Consider the following 16,329-nt stretch of genomic DNA (forward strand, 5'->3'; position numbering starts at 1 on the left):
GGGTGTGTCTCTTGGGAGCGGGCCCGCCCCCACAACCCGCTCCCACAAGTTCAGGTGCGGTATTCGGCGTTGATCTTGACGTAGTCGTAGCTGAAGTCGCAGGTCCACACCTGGCCGGTGCCGTCGCCGGCACCCAGGTCCACGCGGATGGTGATTTCCGGGCGGGCCATCACCGCGGCGCCCTGCTCTTCGGTGTAGCTGTCGGCGACGCCGCCTTCGCGCACCAGTTCCACTTCACTGAGCCAGACCGCCACCTTGTCCACGTCCAGGCTTTCGATGGGCGCGCGGCCCACGGCGGCGAGGATGCGCCCCCAGTTCGGGTCGGAGGCGAACAGCGCGGTCTTCACCAGCGGTGAGTGGCCGATGGTCTCGGCGACGATCTGCGCGTCCCGGTCGCTGCGCGCGCCGGACACTTCGATGGAGACGAACTTGGTGGCGCCTTCGGCGTCGCGGATCAGCGCCTGGGCCAGCTCCACGAACACGGTTTCCAGGGCCTGGTAGAGGAGCTCCGCGTTGCGGTCGGCCCGGTCGTTGATCTCGGCGCCCACCTGGCCGCTGGCGATCAGCATGCAGGCGTCGTTGGTGGAGGTGTCGCCGTCCACGGTGATGCGGTTGAAGGAGCGGTCCGCGAGGGATTTCACCCACTGATCCAACAACGGCTGGGACACTTTCGCGTCGGTGGCGATGAAACCGAGCATGGTGGCCATGTTGGGCTTGATCATGCCGGCGCCCTTGGCGATGCCGGTGATGGTGATGGTGTCGCCGTCCAGCTCCAGGCGGCGGCTGGCCACCTTGGGCACCGTGTCGGTGGTCATGATGCCTTCGGCGGCGCGGCCCCAGTGGTGCTCACTGAGGTCGTCCAGGGCCAGCGGCAGGCCTTCCTCGAACGGTTCCATGGGGAAGGTCTGGCCGATCACGCCGGTGGAGAACGGCAGCACTTCCGAGGGCGCGCAGTGCGCCAGCTCGGACAGCAACAGACAGGTTTCCTCGCAGTAGGCGTGGCCCTTGTCGCCGGTGCCGGCGTTGGCGTAGCCGGTGTTGATCATCAGGTAGCGGGGCGCTTTCTCGGCCAGGTTGCGGCGCGCCACCTGCACCGGCGCCGCCTGGAAGCGGTTGGTGGTGAACACGCCGGCGGCGCGGCTGCCCTCGGCCAGCTCGATGACCACCAAATCCTTTTTGTTGGGCTTTTTGATGCCCGCTGCGATGGCGGCGAGTTTAACGCCGGCCACCGGGAACCATTCGGTCTGTGTCATGGTTAATCCAGCTTTCCGTGGCACTGCTTGTATTTCTTGCCGGAACCGCACGGGCAGGGCTCGTTGCGGCCCACTTTGCGGCCTTCGCGCACCACGGTACGCGGCTTCTCCGGCGGTCCCTGGGTCTGGCCGGTGCCGTCGCCCCGGGCGGTGGGCGCGGCCACTTCTTCCTGCTCGGCCTTCATTTTCTCGGCCTGCACGCGGGCCTCTTCCTGGCGCTGGGCTTCGAGACGCTCCACTTCGTCCTCGCGGCGCACTTCGAAGTTGTGCAGCACGCGCACCAGCTCATGCTGGATCTGGTTGAGCATGGTCTGGAACAGCTCGAACGCCTCTTTCTTGTACTCCTGCTTGGGGTTCTTCTGGGCGTAGCCGCGCAGATGAATGCCCTGGCGCAGGTGGTCCATATTGGCCAGGTGCTCTTTCCAGTGGCGGTCGAGGATCTGCAGCATCAGGTGCTTCTCGATCGGACGCAGGGTCTCCGCGCCGATCTCCTCTTCCTTGCGGGCGTAGTCCGCTTCCAGCCGTTCGATAATGCGCTCGGTGACGCCCTCGATGTGCAGGCCGTTGTCTTCCTCCAGCCACTGGCGCACCGGGATGTCGCTGTTGTACTCGGCTTGCAGGCTCTTCTCCAGCCCTTCCACGTCCCACTGGTCCTCCACGGAGCCCGGCGGCATGTAGCTGTGCACCACCTCGGGGATCACGTCGCGGCGGATGCTCTCCACCGAAGAGGCCAGGCTCTCCGCCTCGAGAATCTGCTCACGCTGGCTGTACACCACGCGGCGCTGGTCGTTGGCCACGTTGTCGTATTCCAGCAGGTTCTTGCGGATGTCGAAGTTACGGGTTTCCACCTTGCGCTGGGCGTTCTCGATGGCGCGCGTCACCCAGCGGTGCTCGATGGCTTCGCCGTCCTTGAGACCCAGGGAGCGCATCATGTTGCGCACCCGGTCGGAGGCGAAGATGCGCATCAGGTCGTCTTCCATGGACAGGAAGAAGCGGGTGTAGCCCGGATCGCCCTGGCGGCCGGCGCGGCCGCGCAGCTGGTTGTCGATACGGCGGGATTCGTGGCGCTCGGTGCCGATGATGTGCAGGCCGCCGGCTTCCAGCACGGTGTTGTGGTTGGCTTCCCACTCGGCGCGGATTTTTTCGGCCTTCTCCTCGGAAGGCTCGTCCATGTGCTTGATCTCTTCCTCGGCGTTGCCGCCCAGCACGATGTCGGTGCCGCGGCCGGCCATGTTGGTGGCGATGGTCACAGTGCCCGGGCGCCCGGCCTGGGCGATCACCTGCGCCTCGCGCTGGTGCTGCTTGGCGTTGAGCACCTGGTGTTTGATCTTTTCCTTGGTGAGCCGCTGGGCCAGGTATTCGGAGGCTTCGATGGTGGCGGTGCCCACCAGCACCGGCGCGCCGCGCTCCACGCAGTCGCGCACTTCCTCGACGATGGCGTCGAATTTCTCCTGCAGGGTCAGGTAGACCAGATCGTTGGCGTCCTTACGCACCATGGGCCGGTTGGTGGGCACCACCACCACGTCCATGCCGTAAATCTGGCGGAACTCCATCGCCTCGGTGTCGGCGGTGCCGGTCATGCCGGCCAGCTTCTCGTAGAGGCGGAAGTAGTTCTGGAAGGTGGTCGACGCCAGGGTCTGGTTTTCCTGCTGAATGCGCACGCCCTCCTTCGCTTCCACCGCCTGGTGGATGCCCTCGGACCAGCGCCGGCCCGGCATGGTGCGCCCGGTGTGCTCGTCGACGATCACGATCTGATCGTTCTGCACCACGTACTGACGGTCCTTGTGGAACAGGGCGTGGGCCTTGAGCGCCGCGTGCACGTGGTGCAGCAGGGTCAGGTTGTGGGCGGCGTAGAGGCTTTCGCCGGCTTCCAGCAGGTTGTTTTCCACCAGCAGGGACTCGATCAGCTGGTGGCCGTCCTCGGTGAGCTCCACCTGACGCTGCTTCTCGTCGATGTAGTAGTGGCCTTCCGCTTTCTGGCCGTCCTCGCCCTCTTCCTCGCGCTGCGGCTGCAGCTTGGGGATCAGGGTGTTCATCTGACGGTACAGCTCGGAGGAGTCCGCCGCCGGGCCGGAGATGATCAGCGGCGTACGCGCCTCATCGATGAGGATCGAGTCCACTTCGTCGACGATGGCGTAAAACAGGCCGCGCTGCACCCGGTCTTCCAGGCGGAACGCCATGTTGTCGCGCAGGTAGTCGAAGCCGTATTCGTTGTTGGTGCCGTAGGTGATGTCGCAGGCGTAGGCTTCACGCTTTTCCGGCTGCGGCTGCTGGGAGTAGATGACACCCACGCTCAGGCCCAGGAATTCGTACAGCGGGCGCATCCAGTTGGCGTCCCGCGCGGCCAGGTAGTCGTTCACCGTGACCACGTGCACGCCCTTGCCGGCCAGGGCGTTCAGGTAGGCCGCCAGGGTGGCGGTCAGGGTTTTACCCTCACCGGTGCGCATCTCCGCGATGCGCCCTTCGTGCAGCGCGATACCGCCCATCAACTGGACGTCGAAGTGGCGCATGCCCATCACCCGGGTGGCCGCCTCGCGGACCACCGCGAACGCTTCCGGCAGTATCTCGTCAAGGGTCTTGCCGTCGGCCACGGCGGCCTTCAACTCGGCGGTCTTGGCCTGCAGCGCGCCGTCATCCAATTCCGCCATGGCGTCGCCATGGGTGTTGACCCCGGCCACCAGACGGCTGATCCGCTTGAGCTCGCGGTCATTCTTGGTCCCGAAGACTTTTTTGACGATGGTAGCCAGCATGAAACGTCCGTTTATTCTCAATGGGTGGGGCGAAAAAGAGCCATTCTAAACACAATAGACCAAGGAGATAAGGTGCGGAGGGCGACTATTCAAGGCCGGCGAAAGGGGGAGACAGGTCTCTGGGATCCTGCCGGGCGGTGTGGCACCGCCCTTTCGCGGGCAGGGCCCGCTCCCACAAGCGTTTTCAGCGGCGGGCGCGGTAGATGTAGGGGTGCGGATTGACCTGCCGGCCGTTCTTGAGCACTTCGTAGTGCACGTGCGGGCCGGTGGAACGGCCGCTGGAGCCCATCTTGGCGATCACATCGCCGGTGCGCACGATATCACCGACCTTCACGTCCACGGTCTTGGCGTGGCCGTAGCGGGTGCTGATGCCGTTGCCGTGGTTGATCTCCACCAGCAGGCCGTAGCCGGAGCGTTCGCCGGCGTAGGTGACCACGCCGGCGGCGGTGGCGACCACGTCGGAGCCGTCCTTGCCGGCGAAATCCACCCCTTCGTGCCACGCCACCTTGCCGGAGAACGGGTCGGTGCGGCGGCCGAAGCGGCTCGACATCCAGCCCTGGGTAATGGGACGCCCGGACAGGAAGGTCTGGTTTTCAAGATTGCGGTTGGCGAGCAGGTTCTCGAGGATGTTCAGCTGCTGTTCACGGCGCTCCAAGGTCTCGGTGAGGCCGTCCAGCTCCTCGATGAACGAGGGCGGCGCGAAGGCGCTGCTGTCCTGGGGTTCGGGGCCGCCCATGGCCAGCTCGCCGCCGCCGAAGTCGAATTCGTCGCTTTCGATGCCGGCCACGTCCACCAGCCGCTCGCCGAGGGCGTCCAGGCGCACCAGGCGGGCCTGGGCATCGGCCAGCTTGAGGGTCAGGGCACGGAATTGTTCTTCACTGAGCTGCTTGAGGTCCGCTACTTCGTCGCTCTGCCGCTCCAGGGAGGATTGGAAGCGTTTGGCCACCTCCTCACTGTAGGACGGCGGCGCGACCCGGTAGCTGATCCAGTAGGCGCCGACACCGGCGGCCATGGGAATCAGCACCAGCACCGCCAGCACCAGCGCGGGCAAAAACCGCGGTAAAGTAATGGTGCGGGAGTGGCCGCGCTTGCTGTTCAACAATATGATGTTCATCGTTGTATCGCGCCTGTCTCAATTCAGCTGTCGCAAGTAAAAACACACCCTGGCCGGAGGCGAGACCGCCCGGCGGGGCAAAGGGTTCCTTTCTTCCGTGAATGAGGTGGCGAGCGCCTTCCCCGTGTGCTCTCGCCTGGCAAGCTTTATAATTTTTTACATTCGCAGGGTAGCCCAAGGAAAAGGTATGAGCAAGCCGTCCCTACCCAAGGAATTGCAGGGTCTGTTGCGCCAAAACAGCACCCTGGCGCCGCTGGCGAAAGCCGCCCGCGGCCGCAAGGCGGCGGCCCCGAAAGGCCCGGCCGCCCCGCCCCAGGACTGTCTGCCGCCGGCGCTGCGCGACCGGGTGACGCTGGTGGAGGAAGAGAACCGCTGGCTGGCGATGGTGGAAACCAGCGCCACCGCCCAGCTGCTGCGCTTCCACCTGCCGCGCCTGGAGCGCAGCCTGGCGCCGGGCAAGAGCATCAAGATCCTGGTCACCGGCCGCCGGGCGGCGCCCGCCGCCACCGCCGACAAGCTGCGCGCCAATGAGCGGCCGCCGCTGGACGCGGGGAGTGCCGCGCATATTCGGCAGGCGGCGGATTGCGTGGAGGATGAGGAGTTGGCGCGGGCGTTGCGGCGGTTGGCCGGGCGGGCGGAGAGTTAAGGTCTCTGGGATCCTGCCGGGAGCGTCGCTCCCTTTCGCGGGCAAGGCCCGCTCCCACAAGGGACGCTGCCACCGGGCTACGGAGTGCTATTTGTGGGAGCGGGCCCCGCCCGCGAAAGGCCGGCTAAGCCGGCCGGCAGGATTCCAGAAACCTTTTTTACCGCACCCAAAACGAGAGCGCCCCGACCGCGGGAGAACGGTCAGGGCGCACAGGGAGGCACGACACCGCGCGGGCACGCGGCGAGGTGTGTTCGGGACGGGCCGTTATTCGGCGGCCATCACCGGCTTCACGTAGGAAATCGGTGCGTTTTCCGCGTCCTCGAAGGTCACCAGTTCCCAAGCGTCTTCCTGCTTGAGCAGCTCGCGCAGGAGGGCGTTGTTGAGCGCGTGGCCGGATTTATGACCCACGAACTCGCCGATCAGGCTGTGACCGAGCTGGTACAGGTCACCGATGGCGTCGAGCATCTTGTGTTTGACGAACTCGTCGTCATAACGCAGACCGTCCTCGTTGAGGATGCGGTACTCGTCCACCACGATGGCGTTGTCCACGCTGCCGCCCAGCGCCAGGTTCTGGCTGCGCAGGAACTCGATGTCGCGCATGAACCCGAAGGTCCGGGCCCGCGCCACTTCCTTCACGAACGACGTGGAGGAAAAGTCGATGCTGGCCACCTGGTTGCGCTCTTCGAACACCGGGTGATCGAATTCGATCGAGAACGTCACCTTGAAGCCATCGAACGGTTTGAAGGTGGCCACCTTGTCGTCCTCGCGGACGGTGACTTCCTTCTTGATGCGGATGAACTTCTTGGCGGCGTCCTGCTCCTTGATGCCCGCGGACTGCAGCAAGAACACGAAAGGACCGGCGCTGCCGTCCATGATCGGCACTTCCGGCGCCGACAACTCCACGTAGGCGTTGTCGATGCCCAGACCGGCCATGGCGGAAAGCAGGTGTTCCACGGTGCCCACTTTGACGCCGTCTTGAACCAGCGTGGTGGAGAGCGTGGTTTCACCGACTTTATCGGCGCCGGCGGGGATTTCCACCACCGGATCCAGGTCCACCCGGCGGAATACGATGCCGGCGTTCGCGGGCGCCGGGCGCACCGTCAGGTACACCTTTTCACCGGTGTGAAGACCCACGCCGGTGGCGCGAATCACATTTTTGAGAGTTCGTTGTCTGATCATCGATCCGTCACAAATCCGTCGGTATCCCGGAGGATACGGGTATCCTCAACGCGAAATAAGGGGGCGATGATAGCAAATCTCCCCTTTTCGCACCATATTTCCAACGCCGTCAGTCAGCCTGACGGCGCAGGAAGGTCGGGATATCGATAAAGTCCAGGTCTTCCGCGGTGTTCACGGCCTGGCGACCACCGCCACCCGCGGCCTGCTGCTGGGCGCGCTTGCGCTCCACCGCCGGACGATCCAGATCGTTATAGTCCACCCGGCCATCGGCGCCCATGGGGGTCTGACGCCCGCGCACCACTTTCAGTTCCTGGTGCTGCGCACCCAGACCGGTGGCCACCACGGTCACGGAAATATTATCGCCCATATCCGGGTCGATCGCCGTGCCGATGATCACGTTGGCGTCTTCGCTGGCCAGTTCGCTGACGATATCGCCCACTTCGGAGAACTCATCCAGTGCGATGGACTCGTTGGCGGTGATATTGATCAGGATGCCGCGCGCGCCGCGCAGGTCCACGTCTTCCAGCAGCGGGCTGGAAATCGCCGCCTGGGCCGCTTCCGCCGCCCGGTTTTCGCCGCTGGCGACGCCGGTGCCCATCATCGCGGTGCCCATCTCGCTCATCACGGTGCGCACGTCGGCGAAGTCGACGTTGATCATGCCGGGACGGACGATCAGGTCGGCGATGCCCTTCACCGCGCCCTGCAGCACTTCGTTGGCCGCCTTGAAGGCGTCCAGCAGGGTGGTGGAGCCGCCCAGCACGGACTGCAGCTTCTCGTTGGGGATGGTGATCAGCGAATGCACGTGCTCCTTGAGCGCTTCGATCCCTTCCTGGGCGGAGCGCATGCGCTTCTTGCCCTCGAACGGGAACGGCTTGGTGACCACGGCCACGGTGAGGATGCCCAGCTCCTTGGCCACTTCGGCCACCACCGGTGCCGCGCCGGTGCCGGTGCCGCCGCCCATACCGGCGGTCACGAACACCATGTCGGCGCCTTCCAGCAGCTCGGCGATACGCTCACGGTCTTCCATGGCGGACTGCCGGCCGATGTCCGGGTTGGCGCCGGCGCCCAGGCCCTTGGTGACCTGGCTGCCGAGCTGAATCACGGTTTTCGCGGAGGAGTTGCGCAGCGCCTGGGCGTCCGTGTTGGCGCAGATGAAATCCACGCCTTCCACGTTGGAACGCACCATATGATCGACGGCGTTGCCACCGCCGCCACCGACGCCCACTACTTTGATCACCGCGCCATGGGGTACGGAATCTTCGAGTTTGAATTGCATGGTTGATCTCCCGTTAATGCTTCCCTGTTTACTGCTTTTCCCAAAACCGGCCGGACCATCCGACCGCTTCTGAAACCTTTAAAAGTTGCCCTGGAACCACTTCTTGAAGCGTTCCATCCAGTTCACTTCGCCGCCGCCGGCCTGGGCACGGGGGCTGCGTCCTTCCTTCTCCATGCGCTGGCCGTACAGCAGCAGGCCCACGGAGGTGGAATAAATCGGGTTGCGCACCACATCGGTGAGCCCGGCCACGCCCTGCGGCGTGCCCAGGCGCACCGGCATGTGGAAAATTTCCTCGGCCAGTTCCGCCGCGCCCTCGATCTTGGAGGAGCCGCCGGTGAGCACGATGCCGCCGGGAATCATGTCCTCGAACCCGGAGCGGCGGATTTCCGCCTGGATCAGGGTGAACAGCTCGTCGTAGCGCGGCTCCACCACCTCGGCCAGGTTCTGGCGGCTGAGGGTGCGCGGTGGCCGGTCGCCGACGCTGGGCACCTTGATGGTCTCGTCGGCGCCGGCCAGCTGGGTCAGCGCGCAGGCGTACTTGATCTTGATCTCGTCGGCGTGCTGCTTGGGCGTGCGCAGCGCCATGGCGATGTCGTTGGTGACCTGGTCGCCGGCGATCGGGATGTTGGCGGTGTGGCGGATCGCCCCCTCGGTGAAGATCGCGATGTCGGTGGTGCCGCCGCCGATGTCGACGATGCACACACCCAGCTCGCGTTCGTCCTCGGTGAGTACGGAATGGGCACTGGCGAGCTGCTCGAGGATCACGTCTTCCACTTCCAGGCCGCAGCGGCGCACGCACTTCTCAATGTTCTGCACCGCGTTCACCGCGCAGGTCACCAGGTGCACCTTGGCTTCCAGCCGCACGCCGCTCATGCCCACCGGCTCGCGCACGCCTTCCTGGTTGTCGACCACGTACTCCTGCGGCAGCACGTGCAGGGTCTTCTGATCGGCGGGAATCGCCACCGCCTGGGCGGCGTCGATCACCCGGTCGATGTCCGCCTGGGTCACTTCCCGGTCGCGGATCGCGACGATGCCGTGGGAGTTAAGGCTGCGCACATGGGAACCGGCGATGCCGGCGTAGACCGAATGGATCTGGCAGCCGGCCATCAGCTCCGCCTCTTCCACGGCACGCTGAATCGAGCGCACGGTGGCTTCGATGTCCACCACCACGCCCTTCTTCATGCCCCGCGAAGGCTGGGAGCCCAGACCCACTACCTCCACAACGCCTTCCTCGGTGATCTGGCCGACGATGGCCACGACCTTGGAGGTGCCGATGTCCAGGCCCACGATCATGTTGTCCACTGCATTCGCCATTAGAGGTACATCCTCTGTTTCTGCTTAAGCATTCTTGTCCGCTTCCGCGTCGCGCCAGGTCACCGCGATGCCATCGGCATAGCGCAAATCGACCCGCGCCACGCCACGGCTGTCGGTGCTCAGTACACCGCGATACAGACGCGTGAAACGGCGTAACTTGCCCACGTAATTTTCCCGGTCCACCACCAGCTGCATTTGGTTGTCCAAAGTCAGCCGGGCGGTCAGCCGGGCGTTCACTTCCATTCGTTCGATGCCCAGGCCCACGTCACGCAGCAGCTTGCCCATGCTGTGGTAGAAGCTCATCACTTCCTCCAGGCGCTGGTCGGGGCCGTTGAGACGCGGCAGCCCGGCCAGGTCGTACTGTTTGAGCGCTTTGAACGGTTCGCCGTCGCGGGCCACCAGCACCGCTTCGTTCCACACCGCCACCGGCTCGCGCTCGGTGACGTCCAGGCTCACCGTGTCCGGCCACTGGCGGCGCACGGACACCTCCGACACCCAGCTCAGGCCGCGGGCGCGCTGGTAGATCTGCTCCAGCGGCACCGAGAAGTAGTTGGCGTCGCGCACCAGCGAGGCCAGCGCGGTCTGCACCTGCTGCTGGCGACGCACATCGGTGACGCCGTCCACGCCCACCTGGCGGATCGGGTACTGGTCCAGCACCCGCGGCAGCCAGATCACGCCGGCCACCACGGTGATCGCCACCAGCCCGGCCAGAGCGCCGGGCAGCGCCGCCGCCAACCGCTCGCGAATCGGCACGGCGGGCGCCTGCCGCTTGGCGCGGGTCGCCTTGGGGGACGCGCCGCGTGTGCGGCGGGCGTCCGGTGTCTGGCGTCTGGCCTTAGCCACGGGGCTTGCTCCCTTTGCTCGCTTTGTTCGCCTTGCGCGGCGGAAACCGGTCCACCGCTTCCAACAGAATGCGTGCCACCAGGGTGGCGAAATCGTCGCCGTCGGCCTTGGCGGCCATCGGCACCAGGCTGTGATCGGTCATGCCCGGTACGGTGTTCACTTCCAGCAGCTGCCAGTCGCCGTGTTCGTCGCGCATCACGTCGACGCGGCCCCAGCCCTGGCAGCCCACCGCCTCGAACGCCTTCAGGGCGAGCGCGCGCAGGGCCTGCTCGTCGGCGTCGTCGAGGCCCGCCGGGCACAGGTACTCGGTGCTGTTGGACTGGTACTTGGCCTCGAAGTCATAGAACGCGTTGGGCGTCTTCAGGCGGATCGACGGCAGCGCCCGGCCGTCGACGATCGCCACGGTGTACTCCGGGCCGCGCACCCAGGCTTCCACCAGCACGTCGCTGTCGTAGGCGCGGGCGTCTTCCAGGGCTTTGTTCAGTTCCGCCGCGCTGTCCACCTTGGCCATGCCGATGGAGGAGCCCTCGTGGGACGGTTTCACCATCAGCGGGAAGCCGATATCACGGTCGTCCAGGCCGGCCACGTAGAACGGCGGCGTGGGCAGGCCGGCGCCCTTCCACAGTTGTTTGGTGCGCACCTTGTCCATGCCGATGGCGGACGCCATCACGCCGGAGCCGGTGTACGGCAGTTTCAGATGCTCCAGCAGCCCCTGGATCACGCCGTCTTCGCCGCCCCGTCCGTGCAGGGCGATAAAGGCCACGTCGAAGCCCTTAAGGGTGTCCACGCCGCGCTCCGCCGGGTCCACCAGCTCGGCGATCAGGCCCAGCTGGCGCAGCGCCTGGTGCACCGCCGCGCCGCTCTTCAGGGACACGGAGCGCTCCGCGGAATCGCCGCCGGCGAGCACCGCCACCCGGCCGATGCGGGCCAGGCGCTGCTTCATTTCGCTGGTCAGCGCCATGCCGGGCGCCTTGCCGCTATCGACCATGGGCGCCTCCGTTGCCGTCGGTGGGTTCGATGCGCGCCGCCAGTTCGCGGGCGATACCGCCCACGTTACCGGCGCCCTGGGTGACCAGCAGATCACCGTCCTGCAGCACGTTGGCGAGCAGCTCGGGCAGCTTGGCCGGGTCGTCCACGAACACCGGCTCCACCCGGGCGCGCTGGCGCAGGCTGCGCATCAAGGCGCGGGTGTCGGCGCCGGGGATCGCGTCCTCGCCGGCGCTGTAGACTTCCAGCATCAGCAGTTGATCGACGCCGCCGAGCACATCCACGAAGTCCTCATAGAGGTCGCGGGTGCGGGTATAGCGGTGCGGCTGGAACAGCATCACCAGCCGGCGGCCGGGCCAGCCGTCGCGGATCGCCGCGATGGTGGCGGCCACTTCGCGGGGATGGTGGCCGTAGTCGTCCACCAGGGTGGCGCTGCCGCCGTCGGCGCAGGGGTACTCGCCGAGCACGTCGAAGCGGCGACCGACCCCGGTGAAGCCGTTCAGGCCGCGCACGATGGCCTCGTCGTCGGCGCCCTCGTCGGCGGCCACGGCGATCGCCGCCAGAGCGTTCAGCACGTTATGGCGGCCCGGCATGTTCAGGGTGATCTCCAGCGGCTCGCCTTCGGTGCGCACCACCCGGAAGGCGGTGCTCATGCCGTTCTGGCGCACGTTCTCGGCGCGCAGGTCGGCGTCGTCGCTGAAGCCGTAGCGGATCACCTGGCGGTTGACCCGGGGCAGCAGTTTGCGCACCACCGGGTCGTCCACGCACAGCACCGCCACACCGTAGAACGGCAGGTTGTGCAGGAACTCGATAAAGGTGTTTTCCAGCCGCGCGAAGTCACCGCCGTAGGTGTGCATGTGGTCGGCGTCGATATTGGTGACGATGGCGCTCATCGGCTGCAGGTGCAGGAAGCTGGCGTCGGACTCGTCCGCTTCGGCCACCAGATAGCGGCTCTGGCCGAGGCGCGCGTTGGTGCCGGCGCTGTTCAGGCGGCCACCGATCACGAACGTCGGGTCCAGCCCGGCTTCGCCGAGAATCGCCGCCACCATGGAGGTGGTGGTGGTCTTGCCGTGGGTGCCGGCCACGGCGATGCCGTGGCGGAAGCGCATCAGCTCGGCGAGCATTTCCGCGCGCGGCACCACCGGCACCCGGCGGGCGTGGGCTTCGGCCACTTCCAGGTTCTCGGTGTTGACCGCCGAGGAGGTCACTACCACGTCGGCGTCGCCGATGTTCTCGGCCCGGTGGCCGATTTCCACCCGCGCGCCCAGGGACCGCAGGTGGTCCACCACCGGCGATTCCTTGATGTCACTGCCACTGATGGCGTAGCCCTGGTTGGCCAGGACTTCGGCGATCCCGCACATGCCGGCGCCGCCGATACCCACGAAGTGGATACCGCGAATCCGCCGCATTTCAGGCACGGTATGTTTAATCGCCATGGGCGACCTCCTCGCATAGTTTCGCCACCCGGGCGGCACTGTCGGGCACCGCCAGCTGGCGGGCACGCCCGGCGATCTGCGCCAGGGCGTCCCGTTCCATCATTCCGGCCAGGTTGCGCGCCAGGGCACCGGCGTTCATCTCCGCCTGCGGCAGCATCAAAGCGGCGCCACGATCCACCAGCCAGCGGGCGTTCAGGGTCTGGTGGTCGTCCACCGCGCTGGGCAGCGGCACGAACAGCGCCGCCACCCCGGCGGCGGCCACTTCCGCCACGGTCAGCGCGCCGGCGCGGCACACCACCAGGTCGGCCCAGGCGTAGGCTTCGGCCATGTCATCGATAAATTCACTGACCAGGGCGTCCAGGCCCAGGGCCTGGTACACCGGCTCGGCTTCCCCGGTGCGGCCGGCGCCGCACTGGTGGCGCACCTGCAGCTGGGCGCCCAGGGACGCCAGCAGCAGCTCCGGCAGGTCCTGGTTCAGGGCCAGGGCGCCCTGGCTGCCACCCAGCACCAGAATCCGCAGCGGCCCCTGGCGCACGCCGTAGCGCTCCGCCGGGTCGGGCAGCTCGGCGATTTCGCGGCGCACCGGGTTGCCCACCCAGATGCCGCCGGGCAGCGCGCCTTCGAACCCTTCCAGGGTTTCGGTGGCGAAGCGCGACAGCATGCGGTTGGTGAGCCCGGGCGCCGCGTTCTGCTCGTGGATCACCAGCGGCACGCGGCACAGTTTGGCGGCCAGGCCGCCGGGGGCGCTGACAAAACCACCGAAGCCCACCGCCAGCACCGGACGCTCGCGGCGAATCACGGCGCAGGCCTGCCACATTGCGCGCAGCAGCTGCAGCGGCCCGAGCAGCTTGCGTTTTACGCCGCCGCCACGCAGGCGCCCGACGGCCAGGCTGACGATCTCAAAGCCGTGGCGCTCCACCAGACGGGTTTCCATGCCGCCTTCGGCGCCCAGCCACAGCACCCGGTAGCCGGCGTCCTGCAGCTGCCGGGCCACCGCCAGGGCGGGGAACACGTGGCCGCCGGTGCCGCCGGCCATGATCAATACCGTGGCGCTCATCGTTTGCTCCTCCCGCGTGCCTGCAGCCGCGATTGCTCGGTGCTGGCGCGCAGTACCAGCGCGATCATCACCGAACAGATCAGCAGCGAGGAGCCGCCGTAACTTACGAACGGCAGCGTCAGTCCCTTGGTGGGCAACACACCCATGTTCACACCCACGTTGATGAACGCCTGGGCGCACAGCACCAGCGCGGTGCCGTACACCAGATAGGCGTGGTAAAGAAAACCGCGCTGCTCCAGGCCGCGTCCGATCACGAACAGACGCCAGCCGAGCACCGCGAAGCCGACGATCATCGCCAGGGTGCCGACCAGGCCCCACTCCTCGGCGAGCACCGCGAATACGAAATCGGTATGCGCTTCGGGCAGGTAGAACAGCTTCTGCACGCTGTTGCCCAGGCCCACGCCCAGCCAGTGGCCGCGCCCGAAGGCGATCAGGCTCTGGGTGAGCTGGTAGCCGGCGCCGTACTGGTCCGCCCAGGGGTCGGTGAAGCTCATCAGGCGCGCCACCCGGTAGGGCTCCGCCAGCGCCACCACGGCGCCCAGGGCCACCACGGCGAGGCCGATGATCAGGAACCGCAGGGTCGGCACGCCGGCCAGGAACAGCATGCCCATGGCGGCGATGCCCAACACCACCACGGCGCCGAAATCCGGCTGCAGCAGCAGCATGAAGGTGAGCGCGGCGAGCACGCCCAGCGGCAGCAGGAAGGCCTTCCAGCCGCTTTCCAGGGCCGCCTTGTGCTGGGCGATGTAGCCGGCCAGGTAGAGCACGAAGCACAGCTTGACGATTTCCGAGGCCTGAATGGTCAGGCCCGGCAGCGCGATCCAGCGGGTGGAGCCGTTCACTTCCCGGCCGAGGCCGGGGATGAACACCATCACCAGCGCCACCAGCGCCACCGGCAGCATGGCGAAGCGCAGCTTTTCCAGCAGGGTGAGCGGCACGCAGCAGTACACGAACACGCCCAGGCCGACGCTGGCGAGCAGGTAGATGCCGTGGCGCAGGCCGTAGTGGAAGGGGCTGTCCAGGCGGGTTTCGGCGATCTGCAGCGACGCGGAGGTGACGATCACCAGCCCGGCCAGGGCCAGCAGCGCCACGGTCCACAGCAGCGGGCGGTCGAGGCCCGGATCGCGTACGTCCACCAGGGCGCTAGCCATGGGCCACCTCCCGGGCGCGGGCGGAGAAGTCGTCGCCACGGGCCACGTAGCTGTCGTACATGTCGAACGAGGCGCACGCCGGCGACAGCAGCACGGCGTCGCCGGGCTGGGCCAGTTGCGCGGCGCGCTTGACCGCCGCCGCCATGTCCGCGACCCGCTCGCAGGGCACGCCGGACAGGCCGTCGGCCACTTTGTCCGCGTCCTGGCCGAGCACCAGGGCGGCGCGCAGATACTGGCGCGCCGGCTCGCCCAGCGGCGAGAAGTCCTGGCCCTTACCCTGGCCGCCGGCGATCAGGATCACGCGGCCTTCGATGGCTTCACCGATACCGGTGAGCGCCGCCAGGGTGGCGCCCACGTTGGTGGCCTTGGAATCGTTGATCCAGCGGATGCGGGCGTCCTCCGCCACCAGCTGGCAGCGGTGCGGCAGGCCCTTGAACTGTTTCACCGTGGCCAGGGTGGTGGCGCGGTCGAAGCCCAGGGCGTCGGCCATGGCCAGCACCGCCAGCACGTTCATGGCGTTGTGGTGGCCGGTGAGCGCCAGCTCGTCCACGTGCAGCAGGGTCTCGCCCTGGTGGCAGAGCATCTGCTTGTCGGTATCCAGCTGGTAGTGCGCTTCCGGGTGGCTGCCGAAGGTGATTTCCCGGGGCACCTGGGTCTGCGGGCGGGTGGCCAGGTCGTCGCGGTTCCACACCGCCACCTGGCAGCCGTCGTAGATGCGCTGCTTGGCGGCCAGGTAGTCGCTGAACTTGCCGTAGCGGTCCAGGTGGTCCTGGGACAGGTTGAGAATCGAAGCGACCTGGGCGTTGAGGCTGTAGGTGGTTTCCAGCTGGAAGCTGGACAGCTCCAGCACGTACAGCTCCGCTTCCTCGCGCAGCAGATCCAGCGCCGGCACACCCAGGTTGCCGCCCACGCCCGGCTTGGCGTCGCAGGCGCGCGCCACTTCGCCGAGCAGGGTGACCACGGTGCTCTTGGCGTTGGACCCGGTGATGCCCACCAGCGGGCGGCTGGCGGCGCGGGCGAACAGCTCGATGTCGCCGATCACTTCCTTACCCTCGGCGATCTGCTCGGCGATGGCCGGGGTCGACACGGCCACGCCGGGGCTGACGATAAGGCGCTGGGCCCGCTTCATCCACGACGCCTTGAAGCCGCCGGTGTGAACCTTGAGCTTGGGATGCTGCTCACGCAGTTCGTCCAGACCCGCGGGCGCATCGCGGGTATCCAGGGCGCGCACGGGCATACCCTGATCCGCCAGGTAGCGGATCACGGAGCGGCCGGAAACACCCAGGCCAATAACCAGATCGAACGCGTCTTTCGCCATATACG

Annotated in this window: 13 protein-coding genes; 1 reads left to right on the top strand and 12 read right to left on the bottom strand. The window is 66.9% G+C overall.

Annotated features, from left to right (window positions below):
• Positions 1 to 50 precede the first annotated feature (50 nt).
• From argJ to ACMG4O_RS14600, 3 genes are all read right to left on the bottom strand, one after another.
• A complete protein-coding gene (gene argJ / locus ACMG4O_RS14590) occupies positions 51 to 1,253 on the bottom strand; it encodes a bifunctional glutamate N-acetyltransferase/amino-acid acetyltransferase ArgJ (RefSeq protein WP_414434053.1) in 1,203 nt (400 codons plus the stop codon).
• 2 nt (positions 1,254 to 1,255) lie between these two features.
• Positions 1,256 to 4,003 (bottom strand): preprotein translocase subunit SecA, encoded by a 2,748-nt coding sequence (gene secA, locus ACMG4O_RS14595; protein ID WP_414434054.1) that lies wholly within the window; start codon positions 4,001 to 4,003, stop codon positions 1,256 to 1,258.
• 184 nt (positions 4,004 to 4,187) lie between these two features.
• Positions 4,188 to 5,117, bottom strand: a complete 930-nt coding sequence (locus ACMG4O_RS14600; protein WP_142948048.1) for a M23 family metallopeptidase — start codon at positions 5,115 to 5,117, stop codon at positions 4,188 to 4,190.
• 187 nt (positions 5,118 to 5,304) lie between these two features.
• On the opposite strand from ACMG4O_RS14600, the gene ACMG4O_RS14605 reads away from it, so the two are divergent.
• A complete protein-coding gene (locus tag ACMG4O_RS14605; protein ID WP_414434055.1) occupies positions 5,305 to 5,763 on the top strand; it encodes a hypothetical protein in 459 nt (152 codons plus the stop codon).
• Between the two features lie 264 nt (positions 5,764 to 6,027).
• Here the strand turns inward: ACMG4O_RS14605 and lpxC are convergent, their stop codons facing one another.
• The 9 genes from lpxC to murD all read right to left on the bottom strand — a co-directional run bounded on the left by lpxC (position 6,028) and on the right by murD (position 16,324).
• Positions 6,028 to 6,942 (bottom strand): UDP-3-O-acyl-N-acetylglucosamine deacetylase, encoded by a 915-nt coding sequence (lpxC, locus tag ACMG4O_RS14610; RefSeq protein ID WP_142948046.1) that lies wholly within the window; start codon positions 6,940 to 6,942, stop codon positions 6,028 to 6,030.
• A 109-nt stretch (positions 6,943 to 7,051) separates the two neighbouring features.
• Complete coding sequence (gene ftsZ, locus ACMG4O_RS14615) at positions 7,052 to 8,218, bottom strand: cell division protein FtsZ (protein WP_067607881.1); 1,167 nt, start codon at positions 8,216 to 8,218, stop codon at positions 7,052 to 7,054.
• A gap of 78 nt (positions 8,219 to 8,296) precedes the next feature.
• On the bottom strand, positions 8,297 to 9,532 hold the full coding sequence (ftsA, locus tag ACMG4O_RS14620) for a cell division protein FtsA (protein WP_142948045.1): 1,236 nt from the start codon (positions 9,530 to 9,532) through the stop codon (positions 8,297 to 8,299).
• Between the two features lie 24 nt (positions 9,533 to 9,556).
• Positions 9,557 to 10,375 (bottom strand): cell division protein FtsQ/DivIB, encoded by an 819-nt coding sequence (locus ACMG4O_RS14625; RefSeq protein ID WP_323745327.1) that lies wholly within the window; start codon positions 10,373 to 10,375, stop codon positions 9,557 to 9,559.
• A complete protein-coding gene (locus ACMG4O_RS14630) occupies positions 10,368 to 11,336 on the bottom strand; it encodes a D-alanine--D-alanine ligase (RefSeq protein ID WP_194855125.1) in 969 nt (322 codons plus the stop codon). The genes ACMG4O_RS14625 and ACMG4O_RS14630 overlap by 8 nt, the downstream gene beginning before the upstream one ends.
• Before the next feature lie 16 nt (positions 11,337 to 11,352).
• Complete coding sequence (gene murC / locus ACMG4O_RS14635) at positions 11,353 to 12,798, bottom strand: UDP-N-acetylmuramate--L-alanine ligase (RefSeq protein WP_414434056.1); 1,446 nt, start codon at positions 12,796 to 12,798, stop codon at positions 11,353 to 11,355.
• The gene (gene murG / locus ACMG4O_RS14640; protein WP_414434057.1) at positions 12,788 to 13,855 is read right to left on the bottom strand and encodes an undecaprenyldiphospho-muramoylpentapeptide beta-N-acetylglucosaminyltransferase; all 1,068 of its coding nucleotides are present in this window, start codon (positions 13,853 to 13,855) and stop codon (positions 12,788 to 12,790) included. Before murG ends, murC begins: the two co-directional genes overlap by 11 nt.
• Entirely contained in the window at positions 13,852 to 15,006 is a 1,155-nt protein-coding gene (gene ftsW / locus ACMG4O_RS14645) for a putative lipid II flippase FtsW (protein ID WP_194855097.1), read from the bottom strand. The genes murG and ftsW overlap by 4 nt, the downstream gene beginning before the upstream one ends.
• Complete coding sequence (murD, locus tag ACMG4O_RS14650; protein ID WP_335629063.1) at positions 14,999 to 16,324, bottom strand: UDP-N-acetylmuramoyl-L-alanine--D-glutamate ligase; 1,326 nt, start codon at positions 16,322 to 16,324, stop codon at positions 14,999 to 15,001. Before murD ends, ftsW begins: the two co-directional genes overlap by 8 nt.
• Between the last annotated feature and the right edge of the window lie 5 nt (positions 16,325 to 16,329).

This window comes from Alloalcanivorax venustensis, from assembly GCF_047495515.1.
Classification (GTDB): domain Bacteria; phylum Pseudomonadota; class Gammaproteobacteria; order Pseudomonadales; family Alcanivoracaceae; genus Alloalcanivorax; species Alloalcanivorax venustensis.